The following is a 12,485-nucleotide window of genomic DNA, read 5'->3' on the forward strand; positions in this document are numbered from 1 at the left end:
AAGCCTAATGGAGTGACATTAGGCTTTTACTACTCAACGTTTTAATTAAAAGGCCGATCCGATGGCCTCTTTTATAATTTAAAGTTCGAAGTCGACTGAATAAGCTACTGTAAATTTCAGCTCGTCGTTATCTAATGCGTCGGCGCCAACATCATCAATATCGGTACCAGTGATTGCGAAGCTAAAACCGTCTTTCGCAATAGAAACGCCGTAGTCTACATAACCTTCAACACCATTAAACGCCTCAGCAAAGTCACCTTCGTGATAACCAACGTGGAAACCCAGTTCCGTACCGTTTAAGACTTCCATGCTGTAATCAAGCGATGTATACGATGCTTGTGCAAAACCAAAGTCCTGTCCTTCGCCCTCGTCAGCTTCAGTGTGCGCTAGAAGGTATACAGTTAGGCTTAAGCCGCCCATACCTACCGAGCCGTAAATTTCGGCAAAATCAAATTCCGCTTCTGCGTCGTAGTTGTAGTATAGGTAACCAAAATCATACGCAATGCCATCAGACTCGCCAGAAAAGCCAAAATACATATCGTGCTCGTATGAGTAGATGTCATCTGATTCATAGCTTACGTTCGACGCCCAAGTACCTGCATAAAAACCACTTTCGTGCGCATAGTCGATACCGCCTTGAACAGCCGCTTCGTTCACGGTTTGTGTTAAACCACGCCAAATGTAGTTGCTGGTCGCGCTAGCATTGGCAGTAAATTCACCTTCCGCATAGCTTGGCATTGCAGTTAGTAGACACGCTGAAGAAATAGCAGCGGCAAGTAGTGTTCTTTTTGTAGATGTTTTCATGTGTTCTCCAGTCAAATTCAAACTTGTTGTAATTCGTTTTTTCTGTCTGTGTTTTCTTTTTGAACTGGGTAACGCAAAGTTGATGCCCATTTATGGTTCATTTAGAATGCAACCAAAAACAACTTTAAGATACTGAAATAAAAGCATTTATTTAAAACACTCTTTAAATTAGAGTATGCTGAAAAATCCATAAGTCGTTTAATGACGCACCAATTAAATGCAACCTCACCAAAGTTGGGCAGCAGCATGGATCACGGTTACTTGTCTTAAATTCTTGTCAAATTAACCTTGATGGGCCCTTTGCATAGTAAAGAGAGATGGTTTTGGGTAAACTTTCGCAACCTAAAACGTAAGTGGCAACGTACCTTGTTGTTTTTGATTTAAAGGACATGCAATGAAACCATTTTTAATTGCTCCATCAATACTCTCTGCCGACTTCGCTAGGCTTGGTGAAGACGTAGAAAAAGTATTGGAAGCTGGCGCCGATGTGGTGCATTTCGATGTGATGGATAACCACTATGTGCCAAACCTTACGTTTGGGCCGATGATTTGTGAAGCATTGAAACAATACGGTATAACCGCACCAATTGATGTTCACCTTATGGTAAAGCCGGTAGACGACCTCATTGAGAAATTCGCTAACGCTGGCGCAAGCTACATTAGCTTTCACCCAGAAGCATCTGAGCACATAGACCGTTCTCTTCAGCTTATAATCGATGCCGGCTGCAAACCGGGTCTGGTATTTAACCCGGCCACGCCGCTACATTATCTAGATCATGTGATGGATAAGCTGCACCACATTCTTATTATGTCAGTAAACCCAGGATTTGGCGGTCAAAAGTTTATTCCGAGTACCCTTGATAAGGTACGTGCGGTAAAACAACGCGTATTAGAAAGTGGTTATGACATTCGAATTGAAATTGACGGTGGCGTAAAAGTCGATAACATTCGCGAAATAGCAGAAGCTGGGGCAGATATGTTTGTGGCTGGTTCAGCCATTTTTTCTCAACCCGACTACAGCGATGTGATTGCGCAAATGCGCGATGAACTTTCATCGCTATCTAAAGCTTAGTTTTTAACAGAATTTAACGTATTACAGGTAAATAGAAATGAGTAATAAACCCGTTGTATTAAGTGGCTGTCAGCCTTCCGGACAACTTACCCTTGGTAACTATATGGGTGCACTTAAACAGTGGGTTTCCATGCAAGACGATCACGACTGTTTATACATGATTGTAGATTTGCATGCGATTACCGTAAGACAAGATCCAAAGCAGCTTGCCGAGGCTTGTTTAGACGGTCTTTCTCTTTATTTAGCCTGCGGCATTGACCCGCAAAAAAGTACGCTATTTTTGCAATCGCATGTGCCAGAGCATGCACAGCTATCTTGGGTTTTAAATTGCTATGCTCAAATGGGCGAGCTTAACCGCATGACGCAGTTCAAAGATAAATCTGCGAAAAATGAGAACAATATTAATGTGGGCTTGTATAGCTACCCTGTGCTTCAAGCGGCAGATATTTTGCTTTATCAAGCGGATAAAGTACCTGTGGGTGAAGATCAAAAGCAACACCTTGAGTTAACACGCGACATTGCTACCCGCGTGAATAACTTATATGGCGACGTATTCCGTTTACCTGACCCTTATATTCCAGAGTTTGGTGCGCGTATCATGAGCCTGCAAGAGCCAGAAAAGAAAATGTCTAAGTCAGATAACAACCCCAATAACTTTATTGGCTTGTTAGAAGACCCTAAGAAGCTGGCTAAGAAAATTAAACGCGCAGTGACCGACTCTGACGAGCAGGCTAATATTTACTTCAACCCGACCGAGAAACCAGGCGTATCTAACTTACTTACCCTGCTGTCTTTAGCAACGGGCAAGTCGGTAAAAGAGCTTGAGCCTGAATATACAGGTAAAATGTACGGTCACTTAAAAGGTGATGTTGCAGATGCCGTGGTATCTTTACTTGAGCCTATTCAAACTCGCTATGCTGAAATTCGCGCTGACAGAGCGTACTTAGATGACGTTATGCGCCAAGGCGCAGAGAAAGCGTCAGCTCGTGCAGCAGAGACACTGGCCAAAGTTTACAAAGCAGTTGGCTTTATTCCAAAGCCATAGCTTAAATGCCTTACGTAAAAGACATGAAGAGTTCATAGAACTCTTCATGTCTTATTATCCGTTGCATTTTAGACCTACCAAGGATTAACACTGCTGTGTTGCTGTTAATTGATAACTTTGATTCATTCACCCACAATCTCGCTAGATATTTCACCGAGCTTGGAGCTGACGTTGAAGTAGTACGAAACAACGCCCTTAGCATTGATGACATCTCACGTTTAGCGCCTTCACAACTTGTTATCTCACCAGGTCCATGCACCCCAAACGAGGCAGGTATTAGTTTAGCTGCGATAGACCATTTTGCTGGTAAAATTCCAATACTGGGGGTTTGCTTAGGTCATCAGGCCATAGGCCAAGTTTTTGGTGCCGAAGTAGTAGGCGCTCAAGAAATTAAGCATGGTAAAGTGTCTGTGTTATCGCATTGCAATACTGGTTTATTTAAAGGGCTACCTAGTACCTTCGGCGTTACCCGCTACCATTCATTGGTTTTAGACCCTGCAACTTTACCGTCTTCATTAAGTGTCGACGCTTGGTGTGAGACTACACGAGGGACAAGGGAAATTATGGCGGTTTCACATAGCCACTTCCCTATCTGGGGCGTACAGTACCATCCCGAGTCGTTACTTACTGAACACGGCCACAGTGTGCTTGACGCCTTTCTTCACTACAAAAAGGTTTAAGTATGCGGATTTGGTGCCGATAGCTTGCATAGTGTAAATGTCGCACTTGTAGGCCGTTAAAATTCGCAATTTACTGATTTTTCGTTTAACTTTTTATAATTGAGTTTAGCCAACAAGCTAAATAAGCGTCACATTGAGAACGAATTAAGCGATACCAATCATTAGTGGTAATAACAGAGCTTTCAAGCAGTAGCTGCATTTTCACAATTACTATAGTGAAAATTATAAAGGCCCCTGATGTACGATAATATTGCCGTTCACCAAAAAGTTATGAGCAGGAGTGCTTTTAATATGACAATGGGGGCAAACACACCGCCCACGATAGATGATCGTTTCGAAAATATGATCATATCACCCGAGCGAGTCCTTGAAATGCTGGGAAGGCGCAAGGTGGGTCAAGTTAGCTTCGAACAGTCAGAACAAGGTGACGCGCGCAGACTATTACTTCGCGTTGAGAAAGTGGCGATTGAAAATAAGCGTCTTCAAGAAAAAACGGAAGCTTCTTATTTAGAATCAGTTAGCCATCACCTACACGAAGTTCTACTTGGCGAGCTAACTGAACAGCTCTGCTACACTGACGAACTTGTTCAAAACGTGCTTAACTTACCCGAAAATATTGGTGAGCTGTTAGATGCACTGTCGGTAAAAGCGTCTTCTGTTTCAAAATTAGAACCTATAGCGGCCACTATGCCATGGCTTTATGACGAACTTATAGTGGCAGTAAACACGCCTCAGTTTAGGCGCAAAGACTCTCGAGGACGTATCATTGTAGTTGAAACGTTACGCACCGCTTTAAGCTTCTTAGGTATTGAAAACTTACGTACGCTAATACCTTCATTGATTTTAAAGCGCGCAATGCCTCAAATTACCGACCCATACCCGCTTATAAAACAAAAGTTAACGCATTACTCAACGGGCGTCGCGCTTACCGCAAAACGCCTTGCCATGCTGGGTGATTTAAATAAAAACCAAGCCTATACATTGGCAATGATGAGTAATTTAGGGCGCTGTGCCGTTACACGACTATATTTCAAGCTGTTCGATAAAATTCAGCTGCATTTACTGCAAGAGTGTCAAAAAGATAAAGAACAAAAGCGTCACGAGGCTTTACTAAAAATTGCGCCATCAGCTAATCACCTCATTGCATTACAGCAAGAGTTTGCTGATGCGGTTAGCGCAGACATTTTGGAGTGGATGCACTTTACCCGCCTGCCAATTGCACAGCCAATGCGTGCCTGTGCTGATAAACAGCCTGTACAGGCCAAGACGTTGAGCAAAATACTCCATCAAGCACGCGCTTATACGCAAATACGCATGTTGCATCAATTAAAACTCGTGGACATAAAAGAAGTAAAGCCGCTTTTTGCTGAACAAAAATACCCTGCTGGTGCGCTTGAGGCACTTAAAAGCACGGATATCTTTACTCTTGCGTTGGTGAAAAATGAAGATAGTTACTAGGACTTATTGCTACACCCTACCCGTTTAGAACGAAAATCACACAAAACAGGGCGCTAAACGCGAAATAATTTATGGATATTCATGCACTGGTTATGCACTTTTCTCGTAGTTGATGCCTAATACTCAAAAATATTGGCCGTAACTTAGTGCTCCGCCTGATTCTAGCTCAAGTAAACAGGCAAGTTCGTCACGGCCCATTGGCCCTTTTTATTCCGTTAAAGCACAACGAAACCACCACGCAGCGCTTTTCATAACGTAAAAATTGATTATTACTAATTGATATAGCCCAGTAGTTAATAGTTATTCACTTTTCCTGCAAATTAAGCCACAGTCCTTATAAATAAAGGGCTGCAGCCCTTTACATAGAAGACAAATGTTAAAAAAAATGGCATACTGTAAAACAAATCCGATTAGTTTTTATGCGCCCTATTAACGCTTATCGACTCACGCAGCACGAATAAGAAGTGCGCTTCGATTAGACAAGCAGGCTCACACAGTGAGATTGGCGCCCAACGCAGAGGTAACAAAGATGAACGTAACTCGCGCTACATTTGATGATGTAATGGTTCCTAACTACAACCCAGCAGGTATGGTACCTGTTCGAGGTGAAGGTTCACGCGTATGGGATCAAGATGGAGCTGAGTACATCGACTTTGCAGGCGGTATTGCAGTAAACGTTTTAGGTCACTGCCACCCTGAGCTAGTTAAAGCACTTAATGAGCAAGGTAGCAAGCTTTGGCATCTAAGTAACGTATTTACCAACGAACCAGCGCTTCGCCTTGCTAAAAAGCTTAACGACGCGACATTTTCTGACAAAGTTTACTTTGCCAACTCTGGTGCGGAAGCTAACGAAGCAGCACTTAAGCTTGCTCGTCGCTGGGCTATTGATAAGCACGGCGAAGATAAAAACCAAATCATTGCTTTTAATAAAGGCTTCCACGGTCGTACCTTCTTTACCGTTACGGTAGGTGGTCAAGCTGCTTACTCTGATGGTTTTGGTCCTAAGCCAGGCGCTGTTGATCACTGTGACTACAATGACCTAGCTGCCTTTGAAGCCCTAATTTCAGATAAAACTTGTGCTGTAATGATGGAACCGCTTCAAGGTGAAGGCGGCATTATTCCACCAGATGCTGACTTTGTTAAAGGTGTACGTGAGCTTTGTGACAAACACAATGCACTACTGATTTTTGATGAAGTTCAGTCAGGCGTTGGTCGTACCGGTCATCTTTATGCTTACATGGGCCTTGGCGTAACACCCGATATCCTAACTACAGCTAAATCCCTTGGTGGTGGCTTCCCAATTGGCGCTATGCTAACAACGAATGAAATTGCTGCACACCTTAAGCCTGGTACCCACGGTAGCACTTACGGCGGTAACCCACTGGCATGTGCTGTTGCGGAAAAAGCATTAGATATCGTAAATCAACCAGAAGTGCTTGAAGGCGTACTTAAGAAAGAAGCGCTTTTCCGCGAGTTACTTGGCGCTATCAATGACAAGTACAACGTATTTGAAGAGGTACGTGGTCAAGGCATGCTGTTAGGTTGTGCGTTAAATGAAAAATATCAGGGCCGCGCACGCGACTTCATGATGGCAGCGACCAAAGAGAACCTTATGTGCCTTGTTGCTGGCATGAACGTTATTCGTTTCGCACCTTCACTGGTTATTCCTGACGAAGATATTAAAGAAGGTCTTGCACGTTTTGAGCGCGCCGTTGCCGCCGTTGTAAACGCCGAATAATTACAACACGAGTAGCGAACATGAATATCATTCGCCCTATCACGAAGGCCGACTATAACGCGCTTAAAGAAATCGCCGTCGAATCGGGTATTGGCTTTACGTCTTTACCTGTCAACGACGCGTTGCTGCAGCGTAAAATTGACCGTGCAGAAACCGCGTTTAACAAGCCAAACGTAACAGAACCTGGCGATGAGTCATACTTGTTTGTAATGGAAGATACCACTACCGGACAGGTAGTGGGCACGACAGGTATTGAAGCCGCAGTAGGCATAGATGATGCGTTTTATCATTATCACCTAAGCAAGGTTGTGCATGCCTCACGCGAACTGAACATTCACAACACGGTAGACATTCTAACGTTTTGTAATGACTACACAGGCGTTACTGAGATATGTACCCTGTTTCTTCGTGAACAAGCCCGCGGAGGCATTAACGGCCGCTTTCTTTCGAAGGTTCGATTTTTGTTCATGATGGAGCATCGCGAACGCTTTTCAGAAACTGTGATTGCTGAAATGCGTGGTGTGAGTGACGAGGAAGGACGTTCACCGTTTTGGGAGTGGTTAGAAACCCACTTCTTCTCGATGGATTTCCCTACTGCCGACTATCTAACGGGTATCGGTAATAAAGTGTTTATTGCTGAACTTATGCCAAAGTACCCGATATACGTGAACCTGCTAAGCAAAGAAGCGCAAGACGTCATTGGCGAAGTACACGACAAAACTCGCCCTGCACTTCAGCTTTTAGAAGAAGAAGGCTTTTCGTGTCGCGGTTACGTAGACATTTTCGACGCAGGCCCAACGGTTGAGGCAAATTTGAGCCACATTCGCACGGCTCAATTAAGCTTGAAACTGCCTGTCGTCATTGATGATAGCGCTGCTGCCCAAGGGCAAACGCATTACATCATTAACACATCAGTATCTGATTTTCGTGCAGTAGCCACCGAGATGACGGTCAGCGAAGAAAAGCAAGTTGCCGTGCTATCTCGCCAAGCCGCTGCTGCATTGAATGTCAAAGAGGGTGAGCACGTACGTTTTGCCCCCGTTACATTCAGAGATTAAAAGGACACCCACTATGCTACATACACATTTTATCAACGGTGAATGGGTTGCCGGACAAGGTCACAACTTAACGTCAGTAGACCCTGCAAAAAACGAAGTGATTTGGGAAGGTAAGTCTGCGACTGCCGCTCAAATTGATGACGCAATTAACGCCGCTCGTGCTGCACTTGTAGCCTGGAGCATGAAAACCGTTGAAGAGCGTCTTGAAATCATCAAGGTTTACGGCACTAAGCTAGAAGAAGCCAAAGTGCATCTTGCCAAAGTTATGGCAAAAGAAACGGGCAAACCAGAATGGGAAACCGCTACTGAAGTGGGCGCCATGATGGGCAAAATCGGCATTTCTGAAAAAGCTTATTTTGAGCGCACGGGTAACGTAGAAAACCCAATGCCAGTAGGTAAAGCATTCATTCGCCATAAACCTCACGGCGTTGTTGCGGTATTCGGCCCCTACAATTTCCCTGGGCACCTTCCAAACGGTCACATTGTTCCGGCCCTTATTGCTGGCAACACCATTGTATTTAAGCCAAGCGATTTAACGCCTATGGTTGCTCAGGAAATGATGAAGTTATGGGATGCCGCTGGTCTGCCGGCAGGCGTGCTTAACCTTGTACAAGGCGAGGTTGAAACGGGTAAAGCATTAGCGTCGCATAATGATATCGATGGTCTGTTCTTTACGGGTAGTTCACGTACAGGAAAAATCCTTCACGAGCAGTTTGCAGGTCACCCAGGTAAAATCTTGGCCCTTGAAATGGGCGGCAACAACCCTCTTATCGTGAAAGACGTGGCGGATGTTGATGCAGCTGTACACGATATCGTACAGTCTGCTTTCATTACTTCAGGTCAGCGCTGCACGTGTGCACGCCGCTTGTTCTTGCCAGCCGATGCCAAAGGCGACGAGATCCTTGCTCGCCTTATCGAAGTAACCAAAAACATTAAAGTTGGCGATTACGATGCTGAAGACCAGCCGTTTATGGGTGCCATGATCTCAAGCAACGCCGCCGCTCTTATGGTGAAAGCGCAGCAAGAACTTGAAGACCTTGGTGGTAATGTACTGGTTCGCCTTGAACAAAAAGACGAAAGCAGAGGTTTTGTTACCCCAGGTATTATTGATGTTACCGATATGCTTGCTTCACTGCCAGATGAAGAACACTTTGGTCCACTACTTAAAGTAATTCGTTACAGCGACTTCGATGCAGCTATCACAGAAGCGAATAACACCAGCTTTGGCTTGTCAGCAGGTCTTCTTGGTGACAATGAAGAAGATTATCGTTATTTCTTCGCGCGCATTCGCGCGGGCATAGTGAACTGGAATAGACCTATTACCGGTGCAAGCAGCGCTGCGCCATTTGGCGGTGTGGGCGATAGTGGTAACCACAGAGCTAGCGCGTTTTATGCGGCTGACTACTGCGCTTATCCAGTTGCGTCAGTTGAGCTTGATAAAGTTACTATGCCAGGCAAATTAAGCCCAGGCTTGTCGATGTAACCCAAGCTTTTCACGTTACAAAAAGGCCGACGCAAGATTTGTGTCGGCCAGTTTAGTACCAACCCTATACGAACTATTCGTTTGCAAATAGTCAACGACAGAAAGGACCCTACTACCATGCATAGCAACATCGATACGTTGTTTAGCAACATGTGGGACGATTACGTTACCATCACTCCCTCAGCGCATAAAATTCATGCACTTTTGGCGGGTGAAGAAAACACTAATGATATCGTTAACGACCATGTGGCTTTTAGAACTTTTGCTTTAGATAAAACTCGCTTAGACAAGCTTGCTGCACACTTCTTAGCATTGGGTTATGAAGCGAAAGGTGACTACGACTTTGAAGCTAAAAAGCTCACTGCAAAGCACTTTGAGCACCCTGACGATACTAAACCTAAGGTGTTTATTAGCGAACTTCGGGTGAACGAGCTTTCTAAGACAGCGCAAACCATTATTAAAAAGCTTGTAGAGCAAATGCCTGAATCTGTCGTGGATGCGGATAACTTCTTATACTCGGGCAAGCATTGGGACGTAACTAAAGCAGAATACGACACGCTACTTAACGAATCAGAATATGCGGCGTGGATGGCTGCATGGGGCTTCCGTGCTAACCACTTTACGGTAAGTGTTAACCACTTAACCCGCACTGATGAGCTGACTGACGTGAATACGCTGCTTAAAGAGGCAGGCTTTGTGCTGAACACTTCGGGCGGCGAGATTAAAGGTGGTTCAGACGTATTCTTGGCGCAATCATCAACCATGGCCGACCGTGCTAACGTTGCTTTTAGCGACCAGACTGTGGCAATCCCAAGTTGCTTCTATGAATTTGCGCAACGCTATGAAATGCCTGACGGAAAACTTTATAAAGGCTTTGTTGCTGCATCAGCAGATAAAATCTTTGAAAGTACTAACGCTAAATAACTTCGTCATTTAAAAAAAGCCCGTTAGGGCTTTTTTTGTAAGGCGCATAAAATTACCATTTAGATTCAGTGGTGTGCCTTGCTAAAAACTGGTCGTAAGGCATAGGTTTATCAAAGTAAAACCCTTGCATTAACTTAATATCTGCTTGCTCCATAAAAGGTAAATAAGACTCTAATTCTACCCCTTCAGCCACGACATCTATTTGCAGACTCTTCAACATAGTTATTAGGCCATTAAATAAGGCATTGGCTTTACTATCTTGGTGAATACCTTGAATAAGGCTTTTATCTACCTTAACCACCTCAAACTGAAAACTTCTGAGGTAGCTAAGCGACGAAAAGCCACTGCCAAAGTCATCTAAAGACAACTTAAACCCAAGCTCTCTCAACGTGTTTAATGCTCTTAGTGCTGACTTTTCATCTCGAATAAATACTGATTCAGTCAGCTCTAATTCAATAAACTCGGGGGATACATTATTATCCATACAAACGGACACCGCTTGATCTGGAAACTGTGGGTCAAGCATTTGATTAGCACTAATATTTACTGATAAAGGTATAGCATCGCCTTGTTGCGACTCCATTATCGAAATATAGTCACATGCCGCTTCTAACGCTTGTAAACCAATGGCGCTATCTAGGTTTTGCTCTTCTGCTATGGGGATAAATACAGCGGGCGATACCACACCGTGCAAGCCAGAAATCCACCGACAAAGTACCTCACCGCCTTTTAACTCGCCATTTAAGTCATATTTACCCTGAATATAAAAATCAAGAAGATGATTCTCTACGGCCTTGCGCAAGTCGTTCAACATACTGACCTGCTGCGTCATGCTTTCGTAAAGCCCTGGCTGGTAAACAAAAGTTTGCCCTTTCCCAAGTTCTTTTGCCCGATACATAGCGGCATCGGCGCACTGCACTAAGCTCTCGATATTGTCGCTGTGCTCTGGAAACTCCGCTATACCAATACTGGCAGACAGTCTAAGCTCCGTCCCTTTTACTACGATGGCGTCTTCTTCGATATGGCTAATGAGTTCCTGCGAGCGTTCTGTAACCTCTTCAATATTTTGGTTAGGCGCTACGGCAATAAACTCATCACCACCCCACCTGCCAACTTTACCAGTAGCACCGAACATAGCAGTAAGCAGCGCACCAATACGCTGCAATTCTACATCCCCTCTTTCGTGCCCCGCGTTATCATTTATGGCTTTAAACCCATCTAGATCGATAAATACGAGACAAAACGGCTGCTTACTCCCCGCTAATTCCGAGATAGATTCACGCAACGAGTTACGATTTGAAAGTCCCGTCAATTCGTCGTGTAGTGCAAGTTGCCGCAACTTGTCCTCGTTGCGCTTTCTATCGCTGATGTCACGCATAGTTGCAATCAAATAAGACGAGGTTTGTTGATAGGTTTCGAACAAAGCCACAGAAATATCTACTACTTTTATTTCGCCGCTTTGGTTTTTTATCTTTGACTCAAATCGAACTTGCTTATCAAGCACCAACTGCGCTTTATCTACTTTCTCCGCAATGAAAATTTGATTAAAATTCAAACCAACACACTGTTCTTTTACTGACACTCCAATTAACTGAATAAAAGCATCATTACATTCTGTGATAATAAGATCGGGAGAAAGCACTAACATTGGCTCTCGTGAACTGGCAAATGCGGAAGCCATCAAATGAAAAGATTGTTCAGCTTTGCGCTGTTGCGTAATGTCTTTAGTAGTTCCTACTATTTGTAGCGCTTCGCCAGCACTGCCTCGTTTTAACACGCGCCCACGCAATCTTATCCATTGGTAGTTTTTCTCTAACATTAAGCGAAAAGAAAACTCAACCCTGTCGCGATTGCCGTGAAGCGCCATGGCCCAGTGAAACTGAAGCCCTTCCAAATCGTCCTCATGAACCCGCTCAAGAAGCTGAATTAAGGTGCCCGACCACGTAGATACGCTTTCAGAGTGAAGAGAAAAAGAGCGGATCTCCATTATATCGCTTTGCGCCTCCCAATTCCAAAACGACTCTTGCGACGCCCAAAGTGCCAATTCCAAGTCCTTTTGGGCACTTTGGCTTTTTTGAAGCGTTACATACAAGTTTTGCGTCTTCTCTCTTAATAAGACCTCTGCTTGTTCTCTGGCTACGCGTTCCCGCTTTAAACGCCGCTCAAGCAGTTGTATGCGATTGCTATCACTGGACTCAGCAATTGAGGAGTCATCAACCATTG

Annotated in this window: 10 protein-coding genes; 8 read left to right on the forward strand and 2 right to left on the reverse strand. The window is 44.3% G+C overall.

Annotation, left to right across the window (positions count from 1 at the left end; genetic code table 11):
* Window positions 1-78: 78 nt before the first annotated feature.
* Complete coding sequence (locus tag KL866_RS11540) at window positions 79-804, reverse strand: TorF family putative porin (RefSeq protein WP_025256806.1); 726 nt, start codon at window positions 802-804, stop codon at window positions 79-81.
* A 394-nt stretch (window positions 805-1,198) separates the two neighbouring features.
* On the opposite strand from KL866_RS11540, the gene rpe reads away from it, so the two are divergent.
* The 8 genes from rpe to KL866_RS11580 all read left to right on the forward strand — a co-directional run bounded on the left by rpe (window position 1,199) and on the right by KL866_RS11580 (window position 10,262).
* Entirely contained in the window at window positions 1,199-1,876 is a 678-nt protein-coding gene (gene rpe, locus KL866_RS11545; RefSeq protein ID WP_025256807.1) for a ribulose-phosphate 3-epimerase, read from the forward strand.
* Between the two features lie 37 nt (window positions 1,877-1,913).
* Entirely contained in the window at window positions 1,914-2,921 is a 1,008-nt protein-coding gene (gene trpS / locus KL866_RS11550) for a tryptophan--tRNA ligase (protein WP_214995139.1), read from the forward strand.
* 95 nt (window positions 2,922-3,016) lie between these two features.
* Window positions 3,017-3,601, forward strand: coding sequence for an aminodeoxychorismate/anthranilate synthase component II (locus KL866_RS11555; RefSeq protein ID WP_025256809.1), 585 nt, complete (start codon window positions 3,017-3,019; stop codon window positions 3,599-3,601).
* Window positions 3,602-3,892: 291 nt separating this feature from the next.
* Entirely contained in the window at window positions 3,893-5,059 is a 1,167-nt protein-coding gene (locus KL866_RS11560; RefSeq protein WP_214995141.1) for an HDOD domain-containing protein, read from the forward strand.
* Window positions 5,060-5,588: 529 nt separating this feature from the next.
* Complete coding sequence (locus KL866_RS11565; protein ID WP_025256811.1) at window positions 5,589-6,797, forward strand: aspartate aminotransferase family protein; 1,209 nt, start codon at window positions 5,589-5,591, stop codon at window positions 6,795-6,797.
* A gap of 20 nt (window positions 6,798-6,817) precedes the next feature.
* Window positions 6,818-7,855, forward strand: a complete 1,038-nt coding sequence (gene astA / locus KL866_RS11570; protein WP_025256812.1) for an arginine N-succinyltransferase — start codon at window positions 6,818-6,820, stop codon at window positions 7,853-7,855.
* Window positions 7,856-7,868: 13 nt separating this feature from the next.
* Window positions 7,869-9,338, forward strand: a complete 1,470-nt coding sequence (gene astD / locus KL866_RS11575) for a succinylglutamate-semialdehyde dehydrogenase (RefSeq protein WP_214995143.1) — start codon at window positions 7,869-7,871, stop codon at window positions 9,336-9,338.
* Window positions 9,339-9,455: 117 nt separating this feature from the next.
* Complete coding sequence (locus KL866_RS11580) at window positions 9,456-10,262, forward strand: DUF1338 domain-containing protein (protein ID WP_214995145.1); 807 nt, start codon at window positions 9,456-9,458, stop codon at window positions 10,260-10,262.
* Between the two features lie 52 nt (window positions 10,263-10,314).
* On the opposite strand, the gene KL866_RS11585 is transcribed toward KL866_RS11580, so the two are convergent.
* Entirely contained in the window at window positions 10,315-12,483 is a 2,169-nt protein-coding gene (locus KL866_RS11585) for a bifunctional diguanylate cyclase/phosphodiesterase (protein ID WP_214995147.1), read from the reverse strand.
* Window positions 12,484-12,485: the final 2 nt, after the last annotated feature.

This window comes from Alteromonas sp. ALT199 (assembly GCF_018619335.1).
In the GTDB taxonomy this organism is placed as follows: Bacteria; Pseudomonadota; Gammaproteobacteria; order Enterobacterales; family Alteromonadaceae; genus Alteromonas.

What these genes read in the sequence shown, in the direction of transcription:
- KL866_RS11540 (WP_025256806.1), bottom strand. Translation starts at nt 804, where the DNA reads ATGAAAACATCTACAAAAAGAACACTACTTGCCGCTGCTATTTCTTCA.
- KL866_RS11565 (WP_025256811.1), top strand. Translation starts at nt 5,589, where the DNA reads ATGAACGTAACTCGCGCTACATTTGATGATGTAATGGTTCCTAACTAC.
- astD (WP_214995143.1), top strand. Translation starts at nt 7,869, where the DNA reads ATGCTACATACACATTTTATCAACGGTGAATGGGTTGCCGGACAAGGT.
- KL866_RS11560 (WP_214995141.1), top strand. Translation starts at nt 3,893, where the DNA reads ATGACAATGGGGGCAAACACACCGCCCACGATAGATGATCGTTTCGAA.
- KL866_RS11585 (WP_214995147.1), bottom strand. Translation starts at nt 12,483, where the DNA reads ATGGTTGATGACTCCTCAATTGCTGAGTCCAGTGATAGCAATCGCATA.
- trpS (WP_214995139.1), top strand. Translation starts at nt 1,914, where the DNA reads ATGAGTAATAAACCCGTTGTATTAAGTGGCTGTCAGCCTTCCGGACAA.
- astA (WP_025256812.1), top strand. Translation starts at nt 6,818, where the DNA reads ATGAATATCATTCGCCCTATCACGAAGGCCGACTATAACGCGCTTAAA.
- rpe (WP_025256807.1), top strand. Translation starts at nt 1,199, where the DNA reads ATGAAACCATTTTTAATTGCTCCATCAATACTCTCTGCCGACTTCGCT.
- KL866_RS11580 (WP_214995145.1), top strand. Translation starts at nt 9,456, where the DNA reads ATGCATAGCAACATCGATACGTTGTTTAGCAACATGTGGGACGATTAC.